Annotated in this window: 27 protein-coding genes and 3 pseudogenes; 18 read left to right on the plus strand and 12 right to left on the minus strand. The window is 58.0% G+C overall.

The features are described 5' to 3' along the window. The first annotated feature begins 24 nt into the window (after positions 1 to 24). Positions 25 to 153 (plus strand): hypothetical protein, encoded by a 129-nt coding sequence (locus tag ACZ5FP_RS25545; RefSeq protein WP_464665294.1) that lies wholly within the window; start codon positions 25 to 27, stop codon positions 151 to 153. Positions 154 to 282: 129 nt separating this feature from the next. Here the strand turns inward: ACZ5FP_RS25545 and lhpI are convergent, their stop codons facing one another. From lhpI to ACZ5FP_RS25565, 4 genes are all read right to left on the minus strand, one after another. After that, on the minus strand, positions 283 to 1,236 hold the full coding sequence (gene lhpI, locus ACZ5FP_RS25550; protein WP_464665295.1) for a bifunctional Delta(1)-pyrroline-2-carboxylate/Delta(1)-piperideine-2-carboxylate reductase: 954 nt from the start codon (positions 1,234 to 1,236) through the stop codon (positions 283 to 285). Between the two features lie 28 nt (positions 1,237 to 1,264). Next, a complete protein-coding gene (locus tag ACZ5FP_RS25555; RefSeq protein ID WP_464665058.1) occupies positions 1,265 to 2,035 on the minus strand; it encodes an amino acid ABC transporter ATP-binding protein in 771 nt (256 codons plus the stop codon). Beyond that, entirely contained in the window at positions 2,032 to 2,973 is a 942-nt protein-coding gene (locus tag ACZ5FP_RS25560) for an amino acid ABC transporter permease (RefSeq protein WP_464665060.1), read from the minus strand. The genes ACZ5FP_RS25555 and ACZ5FP_RS25560 overlap by 4 nt, the downstream gene beginning before the upstream one ends. A gap of 75 nt (positions 2,974 to 3,048) precedes the next feature. Next, positions 3,049 to 3,918, minus strand: a complete 870-nt coding sequence (locus ACZ5FP_RS25565) for a transporter substrate-binding domain-containing protein (protein WP_464665062.1) — start codon at positions 3,916 to 3,918, stop codon at positions 3,049 to 3,051. A gap of 312 nt (positions 3,919 to 4,230) precedes the next feature. On the opposite strand from ACZ5FP_RS25565, the gene ACZ5FP_RS25570 reads away from it, so the two are divergent. Then, complete coding sequence (locus tag ACZ5FP_RS25570) at positions 4,231 to 5,337, plus strand: LacI family DNA-binding transcriptional regulator (protein ID WP_464665063.1); 1,107 nt, start codon at positions 4,231 to 4,233, stop codon at positions 5,335 to 5,337. Here the strand turns inward: ACZ5FP_RS25570 and ACZ5FP_RS25575 are convergent. Then, positions 5,319 to 6,161, minus strand: a complete 843-nt coding sequence (locus tag ACZ5FP_RS25575) for a PfkB family carbohydrate kinase (protein WP_464665064.1) — start codon at positions 6,159 to 6,161, stop codon at positions 5,319 to 5,321. The genes ACZ5FP_RS25570 and ACZ5FP_RS25575 overlap by 19 nt on opposite strands. Positions 6,162 to 6,368: 207 nt before the next feature. Between ACZ5FP_RS25575 and ACZ5FP_RS25580 the strand changes: the two genes are divergently transcribed. Then, positions 6,369 to 7,370 carry an SIS domain-containing protein gene (locus ACZ5FP_RS25580; protein ID WP_464665296.1) on the plus strand — a complete coding sequence of 334 codons (1,002 nt, stop codon included), beginning with the start codon at positions 6,369 to 6,371 and terminating at the stop codon, positions 7,368 to 7,370. A gap of 471 nt (positions 7,371 to 7,841) precedes the next feature. On the opposite strand, the pseudogene ACZ5FP_RS25585 reads toward ACZ5FP_RS25580, so the two are convergent. After that, a pseudogene (locus ACZ5FP_RS25585) lies at positions 7,842 to 8,240 on the minus strand (FMN-dependent NADH-azoreductase); the annotation flags it as partial. Positions 8,241 to 8,323: 83 nt separating this feature from the next. Next, entirely contained in the window at positions 8,324 to 8,851 is a 528-nt protein-coding gene (locus ACZ5FP_RS25590; RefSeq protein ID WP_464665297.1) for an SMI1/KNR4 family protein, read from the minus strand. A 187-nt stretch (positions 8,852 to 9,038) separates the two neighbouring features. On the opposite strand from ACZ5FP_RS25590, the gene ACZ5FP_RS25595 reads away from it, so the two are divergent. Both ACZ5FP_RS25595 and ACZ5FP_RS25600 read left to right on the plus strand, forming a co-directional pair. After that, positions 9,039 to 9,488 (plus strand): alpha/beta hydrolase family protein, encoded by a 450-nt coding sequence (locus tag ACZ5FP_RS25595; protein ID WP_464665298.1) that lies wholly within the window; start codon positions 9,039 to 9,041, stop codon positions 9,486 to 9,488. Between the two features lie 141 nt (positions 9,489 to 9,629). Continuing rightward, a complete protein-coding gene (locus ACZ5FP_RS25600) occupies positions 9,630 to 9,812 on the plus strand; it encodes a hypothetical protein (protein WP_464665299.1) in 183 nt (60 codons plus the stop codon). Positions 9,813 to 9,830: 18 nt separating this feature from the next. Here ACZ5FP_RS25600 and ACZ5FP_RS25605 read toward each other — a convergent pair whose 3' ends face one another. Continuing rightward, the gene (locus ACZ5FP_RS25605; RefSeq protein ID WP_464665300.1) at positions 9,831 to 10,727 is read right to left on the minus strand and encodes a DMT family transporter; all 897 of its coding nucleotides are present in this window, start codon (positions 10,725 to 10,727) and stop codon (positions 9,831 to 9,833) included. A 158-nt stretch (positions 10,728 to 10,885) separates the two neighbouring features. On the opposite strand from ACZ5FP_RS25605, the gene ACZ5FP_RS25610 reads away from it, so the two are divergent. Continuing rightward, complete coding sequence (locus tag ACZ5FP_RS25610) at positions 10,886 to 11,773, plus strand: LysR family transcriptional regulator (RefSeq protein WP_464665301.1); 888 nt, start codon at positions 10,886 to 10,888, stop codon at positions 11,771 to 11,773. 51 nt (positions 11,774 to 11,824) lie between these two features. On the opposite strand, the gene ACZ5FP_RS25615 is transcribed toward ACZ5FP_RS25610, so the two are convergent. Further along, a complete protein-coding gene (locus ACZ5FP_RS25615; protein WP_464665302.1) occupies positions 11,825 to 12,733 on the minus strand; it encodes a TniB family NTP-binding protein in 909 nt (302 codons plus the stop codon). Positions 12,734 to 13,224: 491 nt separating this feature from the next. On the opposite strand from ACZ5FP_RS25615, the gene ACZ5FP_RS25620 reads away from it, so the two are divergent. The 10 genes from ACZ5FP_RS25620 (at position 13,225) to ACZ5FP_RS25665 (ending at position 23,333) form a co-directional block, all read left to right on the plus strand. After that, the gene (locus ACZ5FP_RS25620; RefSeq protein WP_464665403.1) at positions 13,225 to 13,446 is read left to right on the plus strand and encodes a ribbon-helix-helix domain-containing protein; all 222 of its coding nucleotides are present in this window, start codon (positions 13,225 to 13,227) and stop codon (positions 13,444 to 13,446) included. Continuing rightward, the gene (locus ACZ5FP_RS25625; protein ID WP_464665303.1) at positions 13,433 to 14,602 is read left to right on the plus strand and encodes a DNA cytosine methyltransferase; all 1,170 of its coding nucleotides are present in this window, start codon (positions 13,433 to 13,435) and stop codon (positions 14,600 to 14,602) included. The genes ACZ5FP_RS25620 and ACZ5FP_RS25625 overlap by 14 nt, the downstream gene beginning before the upstream one ends. A 74-nt stretch (positions 14,603 to 14,676) precedes the next feature. Further along, positions 14,677 to 15,624 (plus strand): Eco29kI family restriction endonuclease, encoded by a 948-nt coding sequence (locus tag ACZ5FP_RS25630; protein WP_464665304.1) that lies wholly within the window; start codon positions 14,677 to 14,679, stop codon positions 15,622 to 15,624. Positions 15,625 to 15,649: 25 nt separating this feature from the next. After that, positions 15,650 to 16,084: a very short patch repair endonuclease gene (locus tag ACZ5FP_RS25635; protein ID WP_464665305.1), complete on the plus strand. Its 435-nt coding sequence runs from the start codon at positions 15,650 to 15,652 to the stop codon at positions 16,082 to 16,084. After that, on the plus strand, positions 16,081 to 18,432 hold the full coding sequence (locus ACZ5FP_RS25640; RefSeq protein WP_464665306.1) for an ATP-binding protein: 2,352 nt from the start codon (positions 16,081 to 16,083) through the stop codon (positions 18,430 to 18,432). The genes ACZ5FP_RS25635 and ACZ5FP_RS25640 overlap by 4 nt, the downstream gene beginning before the upstream one ends. After that, a complete protein-coding gene (locus tag ACZ5FP_RS25645) occupies positions 18,429 to 20,105 on the plus strand; it encodes a DEAD/DEAH box helicase family protein (RefSeq protein WP_464665307.1) in 1,677 nt (558 codons plus the stop codon). Before ACZ5FP_RS25640 ends, ACZ5FP_RS25645 begins: the two co-directional genes overlap by 4 nt. Next, positions 20,102 to 20,632: a hypothetical protein gene (locus tag ACZ5FP_RS25650; protein WP_464665308.1), complete on the plus strand. Its 531-nt coding sequence runs from the start codon at positions 20,102 to 20,104 to the stop codon at positions 20,630 to 20,632. Before ACZ5FP_RS25645 ends, ACZ5FP_RS25650 begins: the two co-directional genes overlap by 4 nt. A 2-nt stretch (positions 20,633 to 20,634) precedes the next feature. Further along, complete coding sequence (locus ACZ5FP_RS25655) at positions 20,635 to 21,777, plus strand: PIN-like domain-containing protein (RefSeq protein ID WP_464665309.1); 1,143 nt, start codon at positions 20,635 to 20,637, stop codon at positions 21,775 to 21,777. 429 nt (positions 21,778 to 22,206) lie between these two features. Continuing rightward, a complete protein-coding gene (locus ACZ5FP_RS25660) occupies positions 22,207 to 22,743 on the plus strand; it encodes a dihydrofolate reductase family protein (RefSeq protein ID WP_464665310.1) in 537 nt (178 codons plus the stop codon). A 44-nt stretch (positions 22,744 to 22,787) separates the two neighbouring features. Continuing rightward, positions 22,788 to 23,333, plus strand: a complete 546-nt coding sequence (locus ACZ5FP_RS25665; RefSeq protein WP_464665311.1) for a TetR/AcrR family transcriptional regulator — start codon at positions 22,788 to 22,790, stop codon at positions 23,331 to 23,333. A gap of 411 nt (positions 23,334 to 23,744) precedes the next feature. On the opposite strand, the pseudogene ACZ5FP_RS25670 reads toward ACZ5FP_RS25665, so the two are convergent. Continuing rightward, positions 23,745 to 23,967: pseudogene (locus tag ACZ5FP_RS25670) on the minus strand (IS3 family transposase); the annotation flags it as partial. Positions 23,968 to 24,290: 323 nt separating this feature from the next. On the opposite strand from ACZ5FP_RS25670, the gene ACZ5FP_RS25675 reads away from it, so the two are divergent. After that, the gene (locus tag ACZ5FP_RS25675; protein WP_464665312.1) at positions 24,291 to 24,644 is read left to right on the plus strand and encodes a UBP-type zinc finger domain-containing protein; all 354 of its coding nucleotides are present in this window, start codon (positions 24,291 to 24,293) and stop codon (positions 24,642 to 24,644) included. Positions 24,645 to 24,660: 16 nt separating this feature from the next. Beyond that, a complete protein-coding gene (locus ACZ5FP_RS25680; protein WP_464665313.1) occupies positions 24,661 to 25,575 on the plus strand; it encodes a DUF5996 family protein in 915 nt (304 codons plus the stop codon). A 114-nt stretch (positions 25,576 to 25,689) separates the two neighbouring features. On the opposite strand, the pseudogene wrbA reads toward ACZ5FP_RS25680, so the two are convergent. Both wrbA and ACZ5FP_RS25690 read right to left on the minus strand, forming a co-directional pair. Then, positions 25,690 to 26,287: pseudogene (wrbA, locus tag ACZ5FP_RS25685) on the minus strand (NAD(P)H:quinone oxidoreductase). Positions 26,288 to 26,397: 110 nt separating this feature from the next. Next, the gene (locus tag ACZ5FP_RS25690; protein WP_464665404.1) at positions 26,398 to 26,790 is read right to left on the minus strand and encodes a DoxX family protein; all 393 of its coding nucleotides are present in this window, start codon (positions 26,788 to 26,790) and stop codon (positions 26,398 to 26,400) included. Between the last annotated feature and the right edge of the window lie 115 nt (positions 26,791 to 26,905).

Here is a 26,905-nt window from a genome sequence, read left to right on the forward strand (position 1 = left end):
CATAACACTCAGGCCGAGAGCTTCATGAAAACACTGAAGGTCGAAGACATCTACACTGCTGGCTATGAGACGTTTGCTGATGTGGCAACGGGCTTGCCAAGGTTCATCGACGAAATCTACAATGCGAAGCGGCTCTATTCGGCGCTTGGCTAGCGATCGCCGGAAGAATTTGAAGCCCAACTTGCCCAACAGGCGGCTTAGTTAGCAACGCCTCGCTGGTCCCGCCCCAGGGGGTCACTCCACCCATCAGAACCCTTCCTGACGCGAGTAAGCTGCAACGGCTCATCCGACAATGTCTGCTCGACCAAGCAAGTGGCGCGCGGTGAAGAGATCAAGATGACCGCCACCGACATTTTTGAACATTGTGATTTCGTCATTGTCGCTGCGCCCTGGATGTCGACCCTGGCACAGATCGAACAGGTCGGCGACGATCTGCTCGCGCGTTATCAGCCCACGGGCAAGCGGTTCGGCCACGTCACCGGATCCTTCGCAGGCGGTCCGGGTATCAACGAAGATGCGGCCGGCTCGCCGTACAACTTGATCGTCCGCTTCGCGCATCTCGGGCATGTAGGCGCCGATCAGGTCGACATGGCAGCCGGACTTGAGCAAGGCACCCTTCACGAGCGGGGCCGTCGCCATGGTTACACAGGACACGATGTCGGCATGCGCCAGGGCGTTGTCCAGATTATCGACGGCAGATATGTCAACAGGCAGATGTCTGAGGTTTTCCGAAAGGTTGGTCGCCTTCTGCGGATGCCGGTTCCAGATCATTACCCGGGTGATCGATGGGCGCACGGTCATATGCGCCTCGATCACGTGCGGCGCGAGACCGCCGGCACCGAGAACGAGCAGCACTTCGGCATCCTTGCGGGCCAAAAGATCGACGGCCAGTGCCGAGTCGGCCGCCGTCTTGCGGAAGGTGAGGGCCGCACCGTCGCAGGTCATCAGCGGCGCGCCCGTCTTGCCGTTGATCAGCGTGACCAGACCCTGTACCGACGGCTCTGGAACCGGGAGCGAAGGATTGTCGGGAAACACGCCGACAAGCTTGATCGCAATCACGTCCCCTGACGCCCAGGCGATCAGAGAAACGAATTTGTTGGCCTCGTTGCCAGTGTCGCTCAGAACCTGTAGGCGGGATTGGGGCATCGTGCCATCGCGGTGGGCACGACGCAGGGCCTCGACCAGGCGGGGATAGTCGAGCAGGGCATGGACGGTATCGGCATTCAGATGCTGCATGGGGCGCTTTCGGATTTGGATATCTGGCTCAGAGCACGCGAGCGAGGAAAGACTTTGTACGAGCGTGCTGCGGATTGGACAGCACCTCCTTCGGCGGACCTGCTTCGACGATGACGCCACCATCCATGAAGATCAGGTGATCGGCAACGTCACGGGCAAAGCTCATTTCATGCGTGACGACGACCATCGTCATGCCGTCCTCTGCGAGCTGACGCATCACGGCCAGGACCTCACCTACCAGTTCCGGATCGAGAGCTGAGGTCGGCTCGTCGAAGAGCATCACCGCTGGCCGCATCGCGAGCGAGCGGGCGATCGCCACGCGCTGCTGCTGCCCGCCGGAAAGCTGTTTCGGATAGTAGTGCGCGCGATCGCTAAGGCCAACCTTGTCGAGCAGCGCTACCGCCTCCTCGATGGCTTCAGCCTTCTTGCGACGCTGGACGATGATCGGCGCTTCGATGATGTTCTCAAGGGCGGTTTTGTGCGGAAAGAGGTTGAAACTCTGAAAAACCATACCCATGCGCTGGCGCTGGATTGCCAGTTCGTTGAACGACATCTGACGCAGCGTGTCGCCGTGCCAGCGCATGCCAACAGGGTTCCCGTCGAGAAAAACGACGCCCGAATCCGGCACTTCGAGATAATTCAGGCAGCGCAGCAGCGTACTCTTACCGGAGCCCGACGGCCCGACGATGCAGGTGACGTCGCCCAGCTTGACGCTCATATCGATGCTGTGGAGCACCCGATGCGTTCCGAAACTCTTGGAGAGGCGCTCGACATTGAGCAGAGGCATGGTGGCAATCATGCGGAAACCTTCGCGCGGCGCGGCGCCCAGAACTTGCTGTAAAACAGGGACGACAGGACAAGGCTGAGTTCCAGCGACTTGCCGTCGTTCAGACGGTGTTCGATGTAATGCTCAATAAGGGTCAGGATAGTTGAAAGCACCAGATACCAGATCGTCGCAACGATCAGCAGCGGGATGGTCTGATAGGTGCGCGAATAGATCATCTGCGCGGAATAAAGCAGGTCCGGAAGCGCGAGCACGCTGACCAGCGAGGTGAATTTCAGCATGGAGATGGTGTCGTTGCCGATCGGCGGAATGACGATTTTCAGCGCCTGCGGCAGCACGATGCGCCGCAGCGTTTGGGAGCGGGTCATCCCGAGCGTTGCGGCCGCCTCCGTTTGTCCAGCGTTGACTGCCTGAATGCCGGCACGGATCATTTCGGCGGCATAGGCACTTTCAGTCAAGGCCAGTCCGAGAACGGCTGCGCTGAAGGGCGTGATCAGCGAATTCATGCTGGCGGACCAGAGTTCAGGTCCGAAGGGAACACCAATCGACACAGTCGGGATCAGCAGCGCCAGATTGTACCAGAAGATCAGTTGAACGAGGGGCGGTACACCACGGAAAAACCAGATCCAGACCCAGCTTGCGGTCTGGAACACTGGATTGCGCGACAGACGCATGATGGCAAGCACCACTCCGATTACAAGGCCAATGATCATGGCGATGAAGGTCAGCAGCAGAGTGCGTCCGAGCCCAGCCAGGATTTCCGCACTGAACATATATTGCGCGACGACCTCCCAATGCAGGTTCTCATTCGTGACCAGGAGGCGAATGAACATGACCACGAAGATCAAAAGAGCAACCCCGCCAATCCACCAGGATGGATGGCGCAGTGGCACCGGTTTGGTCTCGTGAATATTGGGACGCGCCGATGCTGGGGGTTTCTTGTCGTGAGCCATTTGCACCTCTGGCAGAAAAGGATCGGAGCCGCTGCATACGGCTCCGCGATATTGAATCGAGCGGATCATCCACCCTTACTTCGTGACAGGGTTTGCCTTATTGACGAGCAATGCCTTGTCGAGCATGCCGGAACCGTCGACACCCCATTTCGCCATCAGCGCCGTGTAGGTGCCGTCGTCGATCATTGCTTGAAGCGCGTCCCTGAGAACTGGCCCAAGCGGATCGTCACGGCGCACGCCGATGCCGTTGAAGACGGCATTGCTGGTCAGCTTCGATACACCAAAGCGGCCGGTCTGTTTGGCAAGATACTGCAATTTGGCCGAACCTGCCGCGACCATTTCGACACGACCAGACGAAACCGCTAGCTCCGCCGCATTTTGTGTCGTGAACTGTTGCAGGTCGATCGACGCAGCACCTTCCTTGGCGCAAGTTTCAACGCTGACCTTGGTCAAGTATTGGAAATCCCAGGCACCGGTCAGAACAGCAACGGAATGACCGCAAAGATCTTTCTCCGATTGGATGTCCAGGCTCTTTTCCTTAAGGAACGCATAGGCCGTTCCTTCCTTGCGTTGTGGTACAAAATCAAGGACCTCAAGCCGCTCCTCGGTGACGCCAAAGGAGGAGAAACCAGCATCGAAACGCTTGCTAGCCAGCCCTGGAATGATGGCATCGAAACTCGTCGGCGTGAACTTGAATTCGACACCGAGCTTTTCCGACATGGCCTTCGCCATATCGATGCTCCATCCCTTCAACTCGCCGGTTTCGACGAATTCATCGGGTGGCCAGTCGTTAAACGCAGCCACATTGACACCATTCTTCTGGTATTCCGACGGAACTGCGCCGTGCAATTTCTGATCGACGCCCGCGGCATTGGCTGATGCCGCTATGGCGATGACCAGAACCGTTCCGGCAAGAAGCTTGCTGGCAAGAGCTTTGATCGTCATGTCATTCCCCTTTCTTGTCTTTATTTGCTCCTCCGGTTCGCACCGGAAACAGGCCACTCAAAATTGGAGATTGAACCTGTGATCCAATTGTGCGAACGTTCTCACAATACAAGCATCTGTTTTTCGCATCCGTCAAGGGATAAAGTTCACGAATGCCATTTCGTCTGGAAATTCCAACAAAGGGGCCTGTCAAATATAGGCCTGGCGTTGTATCCGAAACCGACCGACCGCATTCGTCGCTTTCATTCCCGCCGAGGTCCGGTCGATTTTCAGCGGTGAAGATGTTGATGCAGTCAGTGACGGGAAAGTGGAATGGCAGACAAACGCGCTGACAAAGTGACGATTACCGAAGTTGCGAAGCGGGCTGGAGTGAGCACAGCAACGGCGGGCCGCGTTCTGGGCGGTTACGGTTATACCAGCGAGGAAAACAAGGAAAGGGTGCGCCGCAGCGCCGAGGCTTTGGGTTACCGTCCCAACTTGCTCGCCCGCAGCCTGATCACTGGCAAAACCAAGACAATCGGCGTCGTCGCAGGCGATATCCAAAGCCCGTTTTATGCCAGCATCCTGCGAGGGATCGCCGACGTTGCACGTGCCCAGGGCTTCGGTGTACTGCTGACCAACAGCGACGAACTACTGGAGCGCGAGCTCGAAGCTGTGCAACTGCTGCTCGAAAAACAGATCGATGGATTGATCGTCGCACCTTGCGACACATCCGCTTCGCACCATCTGCATGCTGCCGCTGCCTCAGGCTGCCCGATCGTCCAGATAGACCGACGCGTCAATGGGCTTCCTGCCGATTCGGTGACATTAGACAACCGCGGGGCGGCGAGCGAGAGTGTCGCGCAGTTGCTTGCCGCGGGCCACCGCCGGATCGGCATGGTGGCCGAGTTGGAGCGCTGGGAATTCGGGGATATGGCAACTTTCATCGACCGGGTCATCGAGGGATCGATCGATCCCGCAAGCCTGTTTCCCAGCTGGCAACGCTTGTTTGGCTATATTGAGGCGCACCGTGCGGCTGGACTTTCGATCGACCGCAGCCTCATCGGCCGGGTGGGAACCTATTCGGTGACGGCGGCAAGAACGGCGACGATGGACCTTCTTTCGCGTCCCGATAGGCCAACGGCGCTGTTTACCGCAGACGGATTGATGTCGGCTGTTGCAATGGATGCGGTCACCTCGCTCGACCTGCAGATCCCGACAGACCTTTCACTGATCTGCTTTGACGATCTCGACTGGATGAGCTTCCTGAAGCCTGGCATCACGGCGATCGCGCAGCCCTTGACCGAGATGGGAGAGGCTTCCGCCCGCCTCATTCTCGCGCGGATCGGCGGGGAGTGTGGCGAAGAGCAGCACCAGGTGTTGAAGCACAGGCTGGCGCTGCGCGGTTCGGTCACGGCGCCTCAGGCCGAAAGAGTCTGAAGCTCCGGCACGTCCCCCGAAAGTGCGATCGGCGCGCCATGGCCGACGGCCCCGAAATAGCGGCATGTTTCGGCGGCTGCGATTGCGGCTGCCGAGAGCAGAATCTGAGGCGTCTCACCCGCAACCAGTCCGTAAAGCGTGCGTGCAATAAAGGTGTCGCCGGCGCCGAGTGTATCGACCAGTTCGGCGGGGGAGGCGGGAACCTCGAACTGGCCTTCAGCTCCCAGAAGTATCGCGCCCTTGCTACCACGTGTGATCAGAGCCCATTTTGCGCCCCCCGCACGGAGCTCGGTTGCCACGGCCACCGCCTCGTCGCTCGTCAGGTCGCCGCCGGAGACCGATGCCAGGAAACAATGGGGCGCAATCGCGCGGCGATGACCGGGATCGCGGCGGGTCGAGAAATCATAGGACAGCAATGTCTGTGCCGCCGCCGCCGCAACATGGTTGTCCAGCCCGCTCGATTGCCCGATATGCACGGCTGTGAAATCCTTGAGGAACGCGATATCGTTATCGACCGGTGAAAACATCGATACGCCGAGGTCAGCGCGCACAAAGACCCGGTCGGCATCGCGATGGCCGATGATGCAATATGCAGTCGGTCCGTCAAGGATGCGCAGCCTCGTCAGATCCACGCCCTCATCAAGGAGCGCGGCCTCTATCAGTTTGCCTGCTGCGTCTTGGCCAATGGCTCCGATATAGGTTGAGTATCCGCCAAAACGCCGGATAAACACGGAAACGTTGAGGCAGTTTCCGCCGGGAAACATCGCGCCTTTGGAAATGTAGCAATCAACGACATTGTCGCCCATCGCAGCAATTTTGATCATCTGGAGTCTTTCCGATTGACAAGTTGTGAGAACGTTCGCACATTGCGTAAAAGCTGTCAACGCGAACGATGATCGGGACGGTTGGTAGCAATGTCGGAATGAAAATGCCCTCCGGCAGCGCTTCCAACCGCGCCAGGACAGGAAGAATGTTCGACAGCCGGATTTCAAAAGCAGCGCCGCGACGGCGCCAATACCCAAGAGGATTCTATGAAAGCTACCCTTAGTCCGGATATCGCCAAAGCGCTTGAGGCGCTCGCGAAAAAGCCTGTTTCCCAAGTCTTTCTTGTCGCCTGCGGCGGCTCGCTGTCCATCATGCATCCGGGCAAGTATTTTCTCGACCGCCATTCAAAGACCATCACGTCAGATGTTTACAATGGCGATGAATTCGTCTGCCGCGATCCGATGAAACTCGATGCCGACGCCATCGTCATCCTATGCTCGCAGACGGGAACAACCCGCGAGACCGTGCGCGCCGCCAGACATGCCAAGGAAAAGGGTGCAACCGTGATCGGCATGACGCTCGATCCGTCATCGCCGCTCGCCGATGCGGCCGATTTCGTGCTGCGTTACCAAGCGTCCTACACGACAGGCATTGCCATCGACGCTGCAGATAGCAACTACGCCATCCTCTACATGCTGCTCGCCGGCCTGGTAAAGATTGCCGACGGAGCCGACTATCTGCCTTCTCTGCTAAAGAGCCTCGGCAACCTGCAGCCGGCCATCGAGGCGGCGCATGTGCGGTACGCCGATCTGTTCACGAGCTTTGCCGAGCGTTTCAAGGATCGCGATGTGATCTATACGACGGCGAGCGGCGCGAACTATGGCGCCGCCTATTCCTTTGCAATCTGTGTCTTGATGGAAATGCAGTGGATCAATTCGCAGGCTATCCATGCCAACGAATTCTTCCATGGACCGTTCGAAGTCGTCGACAAGGATACATGCTTCATCACGATGATCGGCCTCGACGATACCCGCCGCTTGGAAGAGCGGGCACGCGACTTCCTCTATCGTTTCGGGGACAAGGACAACATACTGGTGCTCGATGCCAAGGATCTGGATCTTGCTGGAATCGACGACCAGTTCCAAGGTTATCTGGTACCTCTCATCTTTTTCGATGCTCTCTGGAAATTCGCCTATAAGCTCGCCGCACACCGCAACCAGACCATGCTGGAAGCCCGCCGCTACATGAAGAAGATCAGCGACTACTGATCGCCGGATCCGGCAGGCCGCCCGTCTGCCGGATGACTCCGAAGTGTGGAGCCAGTAGACCCCGGGCGCTGTCACGTTGTTGACGGGTTAATCGATCTTGTACAATCGGTTGGGTATGAACACTGTCTCTATCAGTTACAAGAATTACCGTTTTACGGGGACTGTATAAAGGGCTCTATCGCAAACGCATTAGCAATTTGTCTGAGATCCCCTGCAAAGTGATCCTTTATGAAGTATGGCTTTTGAGCCGATAGGGATATCGAGAATGCCAAGCAAACGACACAAGCCCAGCGATTTTTTCAATTCGCCCTTGATGATGTCGATTGCCTATCGAGAAAGCAAGCACAGCAACAGCTGTGACTAGTCTGGTACCGCACCGCTGCGAATGTCTTGGCCATCTGAGAAACCTCGCCTGGCGTGCAATAGCCATCTATCATGGATACGATCTAGTGGCGGTAAACATGGACGCCATCACACCTTGGCCGCAGCCTCCGCTATTTCGAGCGCGAACGTCTGCAAGAAGTCTTCGCGCGTAATTTGCCCCGTATCGACCGCCTTTGCGTTGCCGCCTGCAACGACCGCCACGTCTTCGATGCCAATGACTTTGAGAATCAGTCGAAGATAGTTCGTCGCGATATCGCGATCACGGATCGGAGAGCCTTCCGCATAGACCCCGCCTGACGCCAAGAGGATCGTGCATGATTTACCATGTACGAGACCTTCGCCATTGAAACTCAGCGTCACCCCCTTGCGCACGATGTGATCGATATAAGCCTTGAGCACAGCGGGGATATTATAGTTGTAGACCTGCGTGCCGATCGCGATGTGGTCGGCCTCCAATAGTTCGGCCACAAGCTCGTCCGAAAGACGCCCATTACGGCATCTACCCAGACCCCAGGGACTGCCGCACGATCCTGGAAAGTCAGGATTTCCCCGACTGCGCAGGGGAAAGCTTATGATTGCACAGAGGCGCTTGCCAGCCACGTCTCAAAGCTGCCTTCCAAGCGTTTCAACTCACCGGTGTCATGCATATAGACTGAAACCGAAAAATCATCTGACGCGTCCATGAAGAGTATGTCGCCGTCGTCCTCAGCCATGGCGACGAGAAATTGCGTGCGCTCAAGGAACGATTTTTGCTTTTCACCTTTTGAGGCGTTGATCTCCGCGTATGATTTCAACACTTCCCATGCCATCCGGTCCTTCGCCGCGCCGTGAATGGAGGAGATTTCGCCCAGCCTTTCTTCACTCCAGAAGAACCATGGAGTGCCGGTCGAATCCGGGAATTCATCTTTGAATTCGTTGTAGCTCACATAGCAATAATCATCGAAAACAGTCAGGAAACTTCTATATGAATCTGGCAACGCCCTTCCGATTTCGCTTTCTATCTGATCGATAAGCATTTCCGTAAAATCTTTCTGTCCGATGGTTAGATTTTCAGGAGTTGCGCGACAAAAGCCACGCGCTGTCGTCTCCAAATTCATTTAGACCGCGACCGATCTACATTTTCTTGCGATTGATCTGCACTGAACCGTTGAAGATCAATAACAACGGCACGAGCCGGCGGTAAATTGTGCATACGTTCCCGCCACTCCTCTTGCCAATTTTTATTGCTCGCGAGGCCCTCTTCGACCCTGTCCGTCATCAGATAATTTGAGACCAGATTGGTTATTGAATAAGGGAGTTTCTGGCTCGCCCGGTTGTCGATTTAAGCGGTTCGGCGTTTGTGATCGTTGGCACTACGGCAGGCCGCGGGATGATTTCGAGAATGTCTGGAAGCAGGGCCCTATCGCCTATGCGAAGTACGCCAAGACTCCGCTTTTGCTTTTCCATGGAGAGGAAGATGAGACGGATCCGCTGGGCCAATCCATGGAGTTGTGGCGCGTTCTGAAGCAATATGGCGCACCAGTCGCGCTCTATGTGTGTCCGCGCGAAAGTCACGACGACACAGCTTACAATTTTCTTGCGACGGTCAGTCGTGAGCCGTGGCACGGGGTAGATCTCCGACGTCACATGTTGAGTTTTTTGCGCGCGGCCCTGGTTGGCCAGCCTCATCCCTTGAGGGAAGCGCAATGCAGCTCCGAAGCGCAGCTGCCCCCTGCTTGTAAAATGGCGCTGTAAACTTAACTTGCCAGTCATACCGTTGACCGACAATGGGTGATGATCAACATTCGCGACCAGTTCTATCGCTGTCATCGTTTTTCAGCCGAAATCATCGTCGAAGCGGTATGACCGTACTTCCGCTTTCCTCTGCGCTTTCGCATGGTTGAAGACGTGCTGGCGTCCAAAGGGATGATCGTCACCCACAAGACGATCAGGCTTTTGGACAAAAAAATCGGGCAGGACATTGCCAAAAAAGGATTGCCGGCGGATACCCCGTCCTGGCGACAAGTGGGTCAGGGATCGCCATGGGCCCTCACAAATCTGCTTCCGATTGCATTGTAGCCACCGATTATGAATTGGTCAGCCGCGTGAGGTCATCCATACGCCAACCAACGTCACCGCGAGCCCGGCGAACATCGCGAAAGTCAGAGGCTCCGAGAACAATATCCATGCCCATAGCATTGTCACGGGTGGGCTGAGGTAGATGGCGGCGCTCACCCTGGCAACCGGGAACAGCCGAAGACTGGTATAGTAGACCGCATAGGCGAGGAACGTTGCGATCAACACCAGCCAGGCCATCCCGATTGCGAAGTCTCGGGTCATCGGTGGAGCAAGGCTACCCTGCGTCAAAGCGCACAGGCCGAAGAGAACCGAACCTGTCAGGGTCTGGATGCAGAGGCTCTGATGGACCGGCATATGTTGCGTCTTGCGTCTCCTGTGCAGGACCGAGGCGACGGCGAACACCAGCATCGAACCGACCGTCAGACCGTACGCCCAGATCGGAGCGGTGCCGAAACTGAGGCTGTCGAAGGATACAATCAAGACGCCGGCGACGGCAATCATGGTGCCCAGCCATTGCCGGTGCGTCAGCCGTTCACCGAGGACAGGTTGTGAAAGGGCGGCAATGGCCAGCGGAAGAAGGTCGGCGATGAGCGCGACCAGCCCGGTTGGCACCTTTTGCTCGATGGCAAGCGCGAAGCCGCCCAGATAAAGGAAAACCGCCATGATACCGAACAGTGCCTGATCCCTGACCGCACGCATCGATATCCTTGGTCCGATGGCCAACGCGAATGGCAAAAGGATTAGGCCGGACAGCAAAGTCCGCCAGAAGAGCAGAAGCATGACGCTCGCCTCCTGGTTCGCATATCGAATACCGACGAAGCCCGAACTCCATCCGATAATGAGAAGCGTGGCGAGCAATGGCCATAACAGAGGATGGCGACTGGCAGCGACGAAAAGTAGAGAGGTGTCGGTCATTGGGGCTCTATCACGAGGAACACGATCTACTGGTACGGGGAAAGCGCAGAAACCGCACATGACAAATATCGATGTGCGCATGACATTCCTTAAATTGCTGTCATGATCTGCGAGGTTCGTGGTAGGCTCCTTCCACGGACAATCAGACGGATACGGCCATGAACGAGCTGAACAGTCGCCGCCTCGAAATCGACGCTCTGCGGGCGCTTTGCGCAATCCGCCAACATGGCGGCATTACAAGAGCCGCCGCCGCTCTCGGTCTCTCCCAATCCGCCGTGAGCCATAAAATCAAAAGGCTTGAGGTTAGCCTAGATTGCGAGCTGCTCGGACGGAAATCGGGAGGACCGATGTTCACAGCCGCTGGCGAAGACCTGCTGGACTACGCTGGCCGCATCCTTGGGCTGCACGACGAGGCGCTGATAAGTCTGTCCAAGACACCACTCGCCGGAAGACTTCTACTGGGGCTCACCGAAGACACTGCATGTACTGATCTCGCTCGCATCCTCGGCCGCTTCAGGCGGCTTCACCCAAACGTTGCGGTCCGAACCAAGGTCCGCATGAGCTTGGTCCTCCGCGCCATGCTGGAGCGCGGAGAACTTGATGCCGCAATCGTCCAGGTCTTCAGCCACGAGGCGCGACCGGGCGACGTGGTCCTTTACAGAGAGGACCTTCACTGGGTGAAGCATCCCGAGTTGATGATCCGGCAGGATGAACCGATACCGTTTTTGTCGTTCGATGACGAATGTTTCTATCGACAATGGGCACTCGACGTCGGCCAGGAGAACTCAGTTCTCGAAACCGTGTTCGAGTGCTCAAGCGCTGCTGGGATTGTGTCCGCCGTCAACGCGACAATGGGTGTGGCGTTGCTGAGTGACCGCCATATACGTGGCGAGATGCAGATAATGACCGACCGATTGCCTGTGCCGCCATCCTTGGCTTACGTCGTTCGGCGGGCACGTAAGACGAGAAATCCGGCTCTCGATAGCCTGGTCGCGGAAATCGAGAGGGACATTGGTCGTCAGGGTGGATTGGCACTGAGTGGCTGATATGAGTGCGTCTGCAAAGGGGCGCGTCACCGTCCGGCAACTCTACCGACCTCATCCCGGCCGTCGCAATTGGCGCTTGATGCTGTTAAAAGCGGACATGCAACTCGCGGTGAGGCGCGAAAGGTGACGGAGACTTTGGCTGGATATAACAGATGGAAGTTTGAGAGGCAGGCTGCGTGGGATCGCAGTTACGAATTCTTGAAACTCTTCGTCAGCCTTCCATCTTGGAAGCACAAATTGATCCAAACGCCGTGCTAGTTGTGTGTCACCCGCGATCGCATCACGCGCTTCGGACACCCCAAGAGAAACGAGGGAAGCTTTGATCTCGTTGCGCAAATATCTCAAGAGCTGGAGAATTACGCGCTGTTCTCTGGGAGTTCCAGCGAGCAGATTGTGGACCTCGTCAAACACCAAAACACGTACGTTGTGGCTTTTCAGCTTTAGGACAGTTCTTATCTCTAGCTCCATGAGAGTTAAACGTTCGTGGACATTGGCACCCATAGCCATGAGCAACTGTCCATATATCCTGCGTTCGGTAGGGCGAGAGGTCAACGTAATCGCTAGCACGGGTATCGTCTCCGTGCCGGTGGTATGATCGATGACTGGCGGATGATCACGTTTGCGCGTCTGTTCGTCCATCGATACTTCGATCAAATACCGACAACTCTCTTTCTCGCTCCCGATGTCGATCTCCGGGCAGACGCCATCGCTCCGGGCTTTCGGGTATCGAGGCCCGCGGGAATGGCTCTTGCGACCTTCCAGCGCCTCCGGTCGCATTTCAGATTGCTTCATCTTGCCGATCGCTATCGGCGGATAGCGTTGGAGTACTTGGGTGGCCAGTACCGCGCGCTGAAGCGAGCCTATGGCCCGGGCGAGGAGGCGGAGCGTGTTGCGAGCGAACTTGCGCTTGCCGGTGAGAACTATTGGCTTGCCGTCCTGCATCGGACGCTTGCCGCCCACGACGATTTCTGTGACGGTGGTTTCGAGGCGCTCAGGGCACTCCAATAGAAGCTAAGGGCCGCGACACGCGTCGGGGTACGATTGAGTTCGGCATATGCAGGGGGGACTTTGGCGTCCTCACTCTGTTCACGGAGTCGTCCGACTCCGGTTTCCCCCTCCGCCTCCGCGCTCTCAGTGACAGCGAGGGTCTCTCCAATTATCGCTCCAAGGACTGAAGTTTTGCCAACAACGGTTACCTCATCCCGGACCTCTTCGTCGCGGGGGGGCAATAATGGGCCTCAGGGGTGCCTGTCTCGCTGGAAGTGTGACCGTTTGTTCTTGATTTGTTCCAAGTCGCCTGATATATCGGTCTTGTGATTTCGATGGCCAACTCCAGGGTGGTCGCGCTCTGTCAGGCTAGGGCGTGTGTGCAAAGCAGTGCGTAAGGTTACTTTGTGGTTGAAATATTAATGAGTCTGCAGCAAGGTAACTCCGCCGCGGAATGCCGCGGAATGCCGCGGAGGCCGAATTTGGGCAAGGACGGTCGGGACGCCGAGCGCGTAACTACCACACTGACGCGGACGCAGAAGGCGGAGCTTGATCGTCTTGCGAAAGCGCAAGGCGTGAAAGTAGCCTGGCTGGTCCGGCGAGCAGTCGACAGATTTTTGGAAGAATCCGCGGGCGGGCCGATGTTGCCGCTGGATCTAAAAGGGGGCGAAGATGCAAAGCGCTGAACTCTTCGCCGGCTGTGGCGGGCTGGCGCTCGGAATGTCGCAAGCGGGATTTCGGCATCAGCACATGGCGGAGTTCGATCATGACGCTGTCGCGACGGTCCTGCACAACAAGGCAAAGGGCGTGGAGCACGTTCGCGATTGGCCGATGGGTCTTCAGGATGTGCGGGAGATCGATTGGAAGAAGCTGACCTCCCTCGATCTGGTTTCAGGTGGCCCCCCATGCCAGCCGTTTGGAATTGGCGGGAAGAAACATGGTCAGGACGATCGTCGTGACATGTGGCCGGAAGCCATTCGAGCGGCGCGGGAGGCAAAACCTCGGTCGTTTCTATTCGAGAACGTCAGGAACCTCGCTGGTCCCCGTTTCCGCCCCTACCTAGAGTGGATCGTCTCGCATCTGGAGCGGCCGGGCATGGTCCGCAAATCAGATGAATCGCACGCGGAGCATCGCGCGCGGCTGACGGCGTCGAGGACTCGCAAGGAATTCAACGTTGTTTGGCAGCTTGTGAACGCCGCCGATTTTGGCGCGGCCCAGATCAGGCACCGCGTGTTGATTTTTGGAATCAGAAGCGATCTCGATGTTCTCCCGACTCCCATGATGCCAACCCATAGCCGTGACCGACTTCTCTGGGAGCAGTACATCACTGGTGAATATTGGACGAGACATGGCCTGAAGAGCGGCCGCGCTCCAATTCTGCTGCAGGATCGCGCGCGCGTTGAGCGATTGAAGCGGGCTGACGTCGAGCCGGCTGGAGCCCCGTGGGTCACCCTCCGTGATGCGTTAAGGGGCCTCGGCGAACCGAACGGAAAGCGTAACCACGTCCTTCAGGTTGGCGCGCGGGTGTATCCGGGCCACACAGGAAGTCCTTTGGATCTTCCCTCGAAGGCCTTGAAAGCGGGCGATCATGGTGTTCCCGGCGGCGAGAATATGATGGTTCGCGACGATGGGTCGGTTCGCTACTTCACCACGCGTGAAGCCGCGCGACTGGTGGGGTTGCCGGATGACTACGAGTTTCCGCGGTCGTGGACAGAGAGCATGCGGCAGCTAGGCAATGCGGTCCCGGCTCCTCTTGGAGCCGCGGCTGGTGGTTGGCTGGCCGCGCAGCTTGATGGTGGAAGGGCCAGCGGTGGCCTGGCCTCCGCTCGCCGCGCGGCGTAATTTTGGTTTTATATCAGTCGGAGTGCGAGTCGCGGCCGTTAGACCTCGTTTCGGCTATCGAGGGGGTTTAGTGGATGGCGTTGGCACCAGATCGAGCCGCGATTAAGGCACTTGAGGACGCGCTTGCTGCGGTGCTCGCGGCGGCCGGCAGCAATCCTCCTCAGGCGGTTGTTCGACGGATTCGTGAAGGTCTGGCCATACACGCCGACGCGGTGGAAGCGGCGCGCTCGGCTACCGATCCAGTTCGCATGCCTCGCGCGACCTTCGATCCCGCCGACCCCAAGGCGATCGGCCGAATGGTCTCTATCGCGCTCATTGCGCAGCCTCTGGTCGCATTGACAGATGTCCGGCCGGCATACGGTTCTGGCGTCTACGCGATCTACTATCGTGGCAATCACCCGCTCTATGCCGGCATCTCTGGATCCGAGACACCGATCTATGTCGGCAAGGCCGACCCGGCGAAAGATGATGCCAGTACCACGCGGGAACAGGGCGCGAAGCTTACGGCGCGTCTACTAGAGCACGCTGGGACGATCGGCACAGCGGAAGCCTATGCTGACAAGCTTCCATCCCATTTGTCGTCCATAGAATTGGCGGACTTTGTCTGCCGCCGCCTCGTGTGCGCGACGAATGCCCAACTTGTCGCCGAGAAGCATCTCATTCGGACATTCTGGCCAATCTGGAACTCGGAGACCAAGGCCTGCTGGGGAATGAGCAAGCATGGTGACGCGGCGACCACGCGAGCCAATAAGCGCTCTCCATGGGACGTCGCGCATCCTGGGCGGCTCTGGGCATTGGATGAGCGGCTGGCGGATTCGCTGACGCCAGATGAAATCGCCAAGCGGATCGTCGCGACCCTGGAGCGGGTGCCGGCACGACAGGATCATGCCGTGCTACTGGAGGAGATGTTGGCCGGATTTCGTCAGGACGATGCCGTGTCAGTGGAACCCGACATTCCGCCGGTGGGTGAGAACGTCGCGGGTCCCGAACCGGATGAGGCTGGCGGTGTCGACGACGAATGAGACGGATACCGCGAGAAGCGCGCAGATGTCTCGCATTCGGGGGCGCGACACCAAGCCAGAAATGCGCGTGCGTCGGGCGCTTCACGCGGCGGGATTGCGATATCGTCTGCATGCGAGCGATTTGCCCGGAAAGCCTGATCTTGTCTTTCGGCGCCGGCGGATAGCTCTGTTTGTCCATGGGTGCTTCTGGCACCAGCATCCGGATCCGAATTGCAAGCTTTCAAGAATGCCGAAGTCGAAGCTCGATTTCTGGCGCCCAAAACTTGAGGGCAATAGGTTGCGGGACGAAAAAAACCGATCCGCGCTCGAAGCAGAAGGTTGGATCGTCGTCGAGGTTTGGGAGTGCGAGACCAAACCTGAGCATCTGCTCCGACTGATCGCGCGACTTCAGACATCAAACGCGCTGGGCACAGCGGAAGATAAATCCCGACCAAGGGTCGGGGCAAAGGTGGGGAAATGACTCAGGAACTGGACCTCACGCCCGCGCCGCGCGTGCTGCAGATGCTCGGCGAAATCAATCTTGAGCAGTGGCGATGCCTGGCCGAGCTTATCGATAATTCGATGGATGGCTTCATTGACGCCGCCAGGGCCGACACGCCGATCGCTCAGCCCGAGATCACGATCAGCATTCCAACCGCCGACACCGAGAACGCGCGCGTGTCCGTGAAGGACAATGGGCCTGGCATGTCCCTGGAGACGTTGGAAAATGCCCTTCGCGCGGGCTGGTCGGGCAACGACCCGCTGTCGAAGCTCGGGCTTTTTGGCATGGGCTTCAACATCGCCACCGCGCGTCTCGGTGTCGTAACCGAGGTCTGGACTAGCCGGCGGGGAGATCCGGAGCAAGTCGGTGTCCGCATTGATCTGGAGGAGCTTCGATCCTCCGGGAATTACAAAGTGCCCCGCCAGACCCGAGCCAAAGCTAATCATGAGGATCACGGCACGGAGATTGTCGTGACGCGGCTAAAGCCGGAGCAACGCGCCTATCTGGCGCGAGCGAACAACCGCACGACCATTAAGAAACATTTGGCCAAGACGTATTCGGCGCTTTTGTCCAATTCCGAAGCTGGCGCGATCCGACTGATGTTGAGCGGCGCGAGGGTCACACCGCTCCGTCCTTGCGTCTGGGACGCGAGCCGGTCGATCGAGCTGCCTGATGGCACCGCCGTCAGCGCGGTGGAGCAGTTCGATGTCGCTCTCGCCCCGCGCCGATATTGCGAGCATTGCATGCGTACGTTGACGAGCGATCAGGAACACTGCCCAACCGGAAGCATCCACTGCGCCATCGTGGAGACCCCGCGAAGAGTCAAAGGCTGGGTCGGCATCCAACGATACTTGGACAAGACCGATTTCGGTATCGACTTTATCAGAAACGGCCGGAAAATTGAGATTGGAAGCAAGGATCTTTTCATCTGGAACGACGGGGAGACTCAGGAGGTCGAGTATCCGATCGATGATCCGCGAAGCCGAGGTCGCTTCATAGGAGAAATCCACCTCGACCATTGCCAGGTGAGTTACACCAAGAACCGTTTCGAGCGTGACGATCCGGCATGGAATGAGATGCTCCGGGTGGTCCGCGGCGAGGGCCCGCTGCGGCCCAACACCGCGCGCCAGAAGGGTTTCGATGGCAATCAGAGCCCGTTGTACAAGCTTTTCCAGGCGTTTCGCCGCACCAGCCCTCAAGGCAAGAATGGTCTGTGGTCTCGTATCATGGTCGTCCAGGACAACGATCGCGCCCAGCAGATGGCCGGCCTGTTCGCCAACGCCGACGCCGATTATCTGACGGACGAGCGTTGGTGGCAGCTTGTCGAGGAGCAGGATGTGAAGATCCTCGGCGACACGCCTGGCGGTGGAGACGGGGCGGCAATTCCCGCGGGCTTTCTTGGGGGCGATTCCAATCCGGAAGGTCCAGACAGTGGCGAAAGCAGCACCCCACCCAGCGGCGAACAGGCTCCTGTGGCATCCGCGTCAGCACCCGAGCCGGCGGCCCCGGCGCGGCGGCCGATATTCGAACTCACCCGCAAGTACATCCATCCCACCTACCGCGCGGAGTTTGACGTGGAGGCTTTCGCCGTCGACCCAACTGACCCACAACTACCGCCAGGGCAGCCGTGGGCGATCCGCTTGGATAACGTTGCGACACGCACCTATTCTTACCTTGTCGATACAGCCCACGACGTTTTTCGATCCTCGACGATGACACCCCTCGACGCCTTGCTCGTCGATCTGACCTATCGGACGATTGAGTTCCTTCGCGGGCATAGCCAAGATGCGACGTCGGCAAGTGTACTCGCGGATTTTCGAGCAGAGTATTGTGGCGATACTCGGCTGGACGAGCAGGAAATTATAGCGCTCGCCGGTAATATCCTGAGCGATATCTGCCGTTCGGTGGCCGGCCTTATTAACGGGCAATCCGCCGAGGCCATGTATGGTGAGCTCTCGGATCGCGAGAAGGAAGGAATCGCTCGCCGAATGGCTGGTCGTGGCGTCGCTGATCCGCGAGCGCTCATCGTGGACGGCCGATATTGGGACTACGCGGACGGCGGCACAGTCCGCCGATTATTCATAAGACATCCCGAGCTATTTCTCGATGGAAAGTATTGGGAGGACGCATACGCCGTCCTTGATTTCGGGGCCCACGAGGTGACGAACGATGCGAGGGCGGCGACGGTCGCACGCTATGACGCCTATCTGGGGGACGCCATTTGGCTCTCTGATCAAACGCCAGCGGACCTGGCGCGCGCCTCACGCGACACCGTGATCCGAGCGACTTGTTCGCTCCGGCTCCTCAGACCGGATGTTGCGGTGTGACCTCAGAGCCCTTCCTCCACACCCAGCGACTACTCAAGGGGCCATGGCAAGCCTTCGAACGGGATGTTGCTCGGCTGCTGGTGTGCAACGGGTTTGAGGATGTCAGGCTCATTGGTGGTTCGGGTGACGCTGGTGCCGACGTCCTCGGGGTCAAGAACTCCGAGTTGTGGGTAATCCAGTGCAAATTCACAACCGGCGGTTATCCATCGCCGGCGGCTGTGGATCAGGTAGGCGAAGCGGCGCGCTATTATCAGGCTGATCGACTCTACGTCGCCACAAGCCGTCGCGCCGGACCAGCGATGCATGCGTCGGTTCGCCGTTGGGCAGCGCTCGGCATTCAGATTGGTATTCTTGAGCCGGCGACCTTGCTCGAGATGGCGCGGCGCAGCCCGGAATATCCGCCCAGCAGACGCGATCTTCGCGACTATCAGCTCGAAGCCGTGGATCGATTTGTCGGGTCTCTACGCGAAACGGGCCGCGGACAGGTCGTTCTCGCGACCGGACTTGGAAAGACGGTCGTCTTGGCGGAGAGCATCGCTCAGCTCTTCCGCGATGAGGCGATCCCCGGGGGGCGGGCATTGGTGCTCGCCGGCACAAGGGAGTTGGTTGATCAGTTGCAGAGGGCTTTTTGGGACCAGCTTCCAAAATGGGTTCCGACGCACCGCCTGATCGGTGGCGAGTTTCCGAGCGAGTGGAATGGGATCACGTTCGCGACCGTTCAAAGCGCTGTATCTCGCCTCGATGAGTTACCCGACTTCGGGGTCGTGATGATCGACGAGGCGCACCATGTCGGCTCCGACACCTTCCGCCGTGTGACGGATAAAATGGCCGAGGCTATGATCGGCGGTGTCACGGCGACCCCGTGGCGGGGCGACGGCTATGATATCGACCACTTGCTGGGCCCACCTGTCGTGCGGATCGGTATCGCTGAGGGCCTGAGACGAGGATTTCTCTGCGAGGCGGATTACCGGCTGCTCGCCGACAACATTGATTGGTCGTTTGTGCGATCGCACTCGCGCAACAGCTATTCGATCACGCAGCTCAACAAGCTCTTGCTGCTGCCAACGCGTGATGAGGAGGCGGCGCGCGCGATCCGGGACACCTTCGACAAGGAGGTCCGACGCTCGGCGATAATATTCTGTTCCTCCGTGACCCACGCCAAAAGCTTCGCGGCCATGTTGAGGCTGTTCGGCTTTCGCGCTGAGCCGATCACCGGCGACATGACGCCTCGGGAACGTGATCGGACAATGGCGGCCTTTCGAAAGGGCTCGCTCGACGTTGTCACAACTCGCGACCTGTTCAATGAAGGCGTCGACGTACCGGACGTTGACATGATCGTCTTCATGCGCGTCACGCACAGCCGTCGGATCTTTGTGCAGCAATTGGGTCGGGGTCTGCGCATCAGCCCGAGGAAGAAGAAAGTCGTCGTTCTCGATTTCGTCAGCGACCTGCGCCGCCTCGCGGAGGTTGTAGAGCTTGAGAAGGCTGTCCGAGGGGACGTTGAACGGCTGCGTCTGCCAGGCGTCATACAGTTCCGTGATGAGGGCGCCGGTACATTCATGCTCGATTGGATGAAGGACCAGGCCGATCTGTTCACCCGTGAGGGTGATCCAACACTAGAACTGCCTGCCTTCGATTTCCCGGCGCCTTATACCAGGGGCGGTATTCAATGACTTCCATTTCAACGGCCCTACGTGACAACCTGAGGGACAAGCTTTGGCAGCAGTGTGATGACCTTGGCTGGATGTCGCTCCAAGACGTCGAGCGGGCGCGCTACTATGAGCTTTGGACACGGGATGCCTCAATCGGCGGACAACTTGCGCATGTGATGGATGCCCGGAAGGTGCGCGTCTATATCAAGGATTCCCTGGTGAAGCCCTATGTCAGGGCGCGGCTGTCCTTAAATGAAGGCGAAGTCTGGCGCTTGCTTGGGCTTACGGCCATCGATCGCGTTGTTCACGTCTATATCAAGCCACATGGACGGAGAACCGAGGACGGTCGGGTAATCGGCTGGGGGCGGAGCCGAGATTGGAAGTCTGTCTTGATGGCGGTCTTCGAGCGCGGTCGCGCGCAAAGTTCGTTTACGTCGTTCGGTGTCGTCCTACTCGAGAGCGGGAAGACCGAGGCCGAACGATCCCGCAACCTTGTTAGAGAGGCCGCGCAGAGGCTTGGCATCGAAAAACTCGCCTGGTTGGAGTGATCATGAGAGATAAATATCCGGGCTGGTATCCAAAGTCGGCGGTCAAGGCCTCAGCGTTGTGGGACAACGCCATTTTTGTCCCTGACGCGAATGTTTTGCTGCACTGCCTCCGGCACCCCGCCGCAGTTCGCGAAGAACTTTTGCGGCTGTTCGACGCGCTAAAAGAATCTCTGTGGATTCCATATCAGGTTGGGTTGGAGTTTCATCGTAATCGCTTGGATGTTGAGCTTGGCGCGCAGGATGCTTACGATGTCTTGATCAAAGACCAGGAAGCGACGATCGAGAAGGCGCGCGAGCGGCTCAGGCAACTCCGCGCTCATCCCACGATAAGCGTGCCGAAAGAATTGGCTGCCTTGGATATGTTTTCGGCGGACTTTCGCGCGCGAATGGCAGCCTCGCGGGCTGCCCACCCGACCGTGGACATCGCGGCCGCTGTCACTCGCCTGACGCAACTCTTGGATGGTCGAATTGGTGATAAGTGGAAGCCCGAACAGCTCGCCGCACTTAAGAAAGAGGGTGATGATCGCTATGCGAAGAAGATCCCGCCTGGATACAAGGACGCGAAAAAGGATGTTGGCGAGTTCGATAAGTACGGTGATCTGATTATTTGGAAGGACATGATCGGCAAGGCAAAGGCGGATAAGCGGTCGATCATTTTCATTTCAGATGACGCCAAGGAAGACTGGTGGTGGATTCACAAAGGTCGGAAGCTGGGTCCTCGCCCTGAGCTGATAGAGGAATTTCTAGCCGGTTCGGATCAGGACTTCCATATTTATGAGTTCGGCCAATTCTTGCGGTTCGCTGGAGAGCGTTTCCCCGAGATCAAGGCGGGGGTCGGTCAGGTAGAGAAAAGCCTGGAGGATGATGTACGCGCCCGCCGGAGGCAAAGCGAAGCCGCGGAGGCAAATCAAACGCGGACAAGGGTGCGGCAACTCGAAGACGAACGGGACCAAATTGTCGGGCTGCTGTCCGGTGCACCGGGAGCCGCGGTATCGGTCGCCACCACGGTTGACCGCGCATCATTGAAAGCACGGCTGAGCGAGTTGAATGCCGAATTGGAATCAATCGCGTCCTCGACCGAGGACACGACTTTTTCGCCGGAGGAGCCGACCGGTAGCGATGAATTGGGCGGTCGAGATCCATGAATGGAGCAGTCGCCACTGCTGAGTATTTCCGTCAGTATCTGAAGCAGATGCTCGGGATATCTCTGACTTGGTTGCCTCGGCTGAAGCTGAGAACATTCAGGTCGCTTAAGGGTTTTCACCTTTCACGGAGCTTGCGCACTCCGTGAAAGGGGATCTTCGATACCAAAGCAAACTCGGGCTATAACGATGAGATCACCCGTCGTTATCATTTTCGCCCTCAGTATCGGTCGATAGCAGAACAGTTGCGTGGCAAGTGGATTATTTATCGAGAACCGCAACGCAACGGTGGTCGTCGCGCCTACATCGCCGTAGCTCGGGTATTGAGCCTTGAACCGGATCTCATGCGCACGGGCAAGAGCGGACCGTCGAGCGCGTTGACATTAGTTAGAGATCCATTATTTATACGCTGTATAATTAATGGAGACAAAGATGGTCACCGGACACGTATTTATCGCAACGAGCCTTGATGGATTTATCGCCCGCGAAAGTGGCGACATCGATTGGCTGCTAAAGCACGACCAAACTGGCGAGGATCATGGCTATAATGATTTCATAAGCGATATCGACGTTATCGTAATGGGGCGAGGCACCTATGAGGCGGTCCGAGGCATGGGAGACTGGTTCTATACCCGCCCGGTCCTGGTTTTGTCGACGCGGCTTGCGCGACAGGCAGTGCCCTGCGAGCTCGAAGGAAAAGTGCGCTTTTCGGCAGAGTCACCTGAACAAGCGATGGCAATGCTTCAATCCGAGGGCGCACGACATGCCTATGTGGATGGAGGACGCATCATTCAATCTTTCCTCGCGCTCGACATGATCAGCGATATGGTGATCACGAGGGTGCCAATCTTGCTCGGTTGTGGCCGCCCTCTTTTTGGCAGAGGTCAGCGTGATGTGGCGCTTGCGCACAAGGGCACAAGGTCTTTCCCTTCCGGACTGGTCCAATCTCATTATGAAGTCATGATATGACAGCAAGGGGGCGAGGTCGGCCACCGGCCGGCGGAGAGACCGTTTTGCCGGAGAGCATTCTTTCCGAGGCTTTGAGCATCCTCAAAGCCGACGGCCTCGACGGCTTGAGCATGCGCGCTTTGGCAACACGTGTGGGCATCAATCCAATGACGATCTATCACCACTTCAAGGATCGGGATGGGCTGATCAAGTCGCTGGCGGAGTGGGTATATGCGGATGTCGCGGCACCTGAAACGGGTGATGCACACGCACGCGCCCGCAGTCTCCTCACAGCCTACTACGCCAAGGTGGTGCTCTACCCCGCTCTGACCTTGGCGATCTTTACCCAACCAGCCGTTTTCCCCGACCACGCCAAGAGGATAACCCGTGAGTTGATGAGCTTCTTGAGCGAACGCAATCACCCCTCACAGCGCTCGTTGCGCTGGACGCATATCCTTGTTGACTACACTCATGGTGCCGCCCTCGCGGTAGCTACCCAGGATGGAAGCACAGGGCGGCCCCCACAGGGAGCAATGCTGGTTGATTTTGAAAGCGCACTTGACGAGTTACTGGAGGCGTTCAGGCGTTCTTCTGATCACCCGAGCGTCTAGATCAAGTTCTTCAGCATTTAAGATGTCCCTTTGCGAGCACAGTAAGAAGGCGATCCATCTAGCCAAAAGCGCGCAGATCACAGACTCTTCCATTGTATCGAGGTGACTGATTTTGAGGGGTATGGCAAATGCCCAGAACGACCGTAGTGGGCGCGCGAAGCTGCCGTCCCCGTCATGATGGCAGCTCTCGAGGCGGAAACCCAAGACTCTCATGAAAACTGGAGGGAAATCGGGGATCAGGTCAAAACTAAAATCAGCTTTGATGCGAGCGAACTTCGATACTCAATCTCACGATCTGCCCGGAATTATGATTGCGGCACGATATAGGCGAGGGATTTTCCATTGCCAATAATAAGAAAGAAATACAATTCGTTTCCAGTGAAAAGCTGACAATGAATAGCCCCGAGTTTGTTAGACACCCCGCGTCTTCAGTTTGTGGTTCCGTTCAAAGTGTGCCGGTGACAGCATACCGTTTCTAGCATGTTTGCGCTGCGGACTATAAAACATCTCAATGTAGTCGAATACGTTCTGCCTTGCTTCGCCTCGTGTTCTGTATGTTTTGCGACGAATGCGTTCGCGCTTCAACAGATTGAAAAAAGCTCTCCGCGACAGCATTGTCGTGACAGTTGCCCCGGCCGCACACGCCGCAAAAGTGACCACAGCTCAGGCGCGGTTTGAAGCCGGAAACCGTTCAGGATTGAAATCAGTAGGAGAGGGTGTCTCGGAGTGGCGGATCGATTGGTCTGCCTCCAAGCACGATCCGGGCTCTCGCCCTGAATGGCCGCGAGTTTCGGATACAGCATCTCGATGCAATCGGATTTGCGCCTTTATCCCGCCAAGACGCGCAACCCGGTCGGGCAGCCGGAACTGCGCTGGACTTGCACCCGACCTGCAGATAACATGAGGAATGACCTGCAGAAATTCATAGGGAAGTAGCGCGCTTCAAAGAGGGCCACCATGGCAGCGAAAGTTCGCGGGATCAATCCAGCCGTCAGGCCGTCCGGAATTGGTTGTGAGGAGTGTCTATTGGCGGGAACGTGGTGGTTCCACCTGCGGCGCTGTGCCGAATGTGGTCACATCGGATGCTGCGACAGCTCTCCCCACCAGCATGCGACCAAGCATTACCTTGCCACAGGGCATCCGATCATCAGAAGCTTCGAGCCGGGCGAGACGTGGTTCTGGAACTTTCAGACCAGCGCTGAAGTCAGGGGCGAGGCACTGGCGCCGCCCGCATCCCATCCGGAAGACCAGCCTGTGCCCGGTCCGGCCGGGCGCGTTCCGGCAAACTGGCAATCCCTGCTGAATGATTAGGTGACGAGGACAAGCCATGGCTACCGGCGCGCATTCTCCCGATCTCTGGCCGGCCTTTTCTTGCCCCGCATTCGAGCCCACCCGATATTTTCTCCACATGGCGCTGCAAGCCGTCGGCAAGCTCAAGCTGTCGAAGTCTTTTCAGGCGCAATGGGCCGAGGTACCGTTGTGGCTCGGCGCAAGAGGCCTGACCACTGGCCCCATCCCCTATGTCGGCGGCGACTACGAGGTCCGCGCTGATTTCATCTCGCACGAAATCCAGTGGTTCACCAGTTCGGGTGCATCGGGACGATTGCCCTTGGGTCCGACATCCGTCGCCACATTCGTCGAAGCTCTTCTCGATCAACTTCGCCAGGGCGGGATCGACACTTCCATTACGCTCTTGCCGGACGAGGTCCCCAATCCCGTCCCGTTCGACGAGGACAAGGAGCCGCGCCCCTATGATCGCGATCTCGTCCAGGCGTGGTGGCGTATCCTCCTCAGCGCTCAACGCGTCATGCAGGTCTTTCAGGGCCGCTTCACCGGCAAGACCCAACCTATTGGACTGATGTGGGGGACGCTGGACATCCGAGCGGCTTTCTACAACGGCAAATCCGTCTCGCCCGCGTCGACCACTGGCTTTATTCGGCGCAATGCGATGAACGCGGAATTTATGGAAATGGGGTGGTGGTCGGGAGATGCCTCGTATCCGCGAGCCGCATTCTACTCCTTCACATACCCGCAGCCGAAAGGCATCGAGAACGCGAAGATCGGTCCCATGGCCGCGCGCTGGGATGCCGGCATGGGCGAATTCCTTCTCGACTATGACGACTTGCGACAGTCCGGCAATTCCGATCGCGACCTGTTGGCCTTTCTGGAAACCACCTACAATGCGGGCGCGACCGCTGCCGGCTGGGATTCCGGATTGCTGGGCAGCGGCCACCCGGAATGAACCCCAAGGTCCACATTCGGCGTCTGTGTCGCCCTGGACATCTTCGATAGCGCCCGCGACCTCGCGGATGACGGAGGGCGGCCCCCGCTGGCGGCGGCACCGCACCCCGCCCGATCAGCCATACAGTTTTATCGCGGTTTCGGCGATCGCGCGCCCTTGATAGCGCGCACCGGCCAACTCATTCTCACTTGGCTGACGGGCGCCGTCGCCAGTGATCGTGGTGGCACCGTAGGGTGTACCCCCGGTAACCTCGTCGAGTTTCATCTGCCCCGTAAAGCCATAATTGAGGCCGACGATCGTCATGCCGAAATGCAGAAGGTTGGTGATGATCGAGAAGAGCGTGGTTTCCTGATCGCCATGCTGTGTCGCGGTCGAGGTGAAGGCTCCGCCAACTTTCCCGACCAGCGCGCCCTTGGCCCAGAGGCCGCCTGCCTGGTCGAGGAAGTTAGCCATTTGCGAGGACATTCGGCCGAAGCGCGTGCCGCTGCCGACGATGATCGCTTCATAGTCGGCAAGGTCCTCAATCTCGGCGACCGGCGCGGCCTGATCCAGCTTGTAGTGTGACGCCCTGGCCACCTCTGCGGGCACGAGTTCCGGCACCCGCTTGATGTCGACGGTGGCGCCGGCTTTCCCGCGCACCCTGCACAATTGCGTTGGCCATCGCTTCTATGAGGCCATAAGCGGAGTAATAGAGCACGAGAACTTTTGCCATTGTCGCTTCCCTTCAGTTCTACGGTTGAATTCGGGTGCAGGCACCCGAAGGCCGAATAGCGCAAGTGTTCGACGCAAAAACTGCGGCAGCGAGCCGCTCATTCCGGCTTCCTAGGGAAGATATGCGAATATGCCGTCAGGAACGCCGCCGAAAAGCGAAAGCGAGCCTGCCCCAACGGTGGCCAGAGCGAAGAAACCTCCCGCCATGGTCACGTTCTTCAAGAACTCGGTAATATTGCCCTTATGGGCATCATAGCCTGTCACAAGGCACCAGAGACCGAGCAAGGTGCCTGCCGTCCGCACCGGATAGCCTAGAGCGACCGCCAGTCCGCCGACGAGCTCGCAGAATCCGATAAGATAAGCGAAGAATACCGCATCGGGCAGCCCCAAGGCCTGAAGGCCCGGCACCAATTTGGCTTCGCCACCCCGCAGCTTCAATATTCCCCACACAATGAACGGCACGCCCAGGAACAACCGCGCAATGACAAGGCCTTCGTTGTACATGTTCACTTCGTCCCCCACCTTTTTCTCGCCGCCGACAGGTTCGGCATGAGCCCAATCTCATTGTGAAGCAAGGAACATGCCAACCAAAAAATCTGGATATTTCAAATAGATAACA

It is taken from the genome of Phyllobacterium sp. T2-21, from assembly GCF_055378485.1.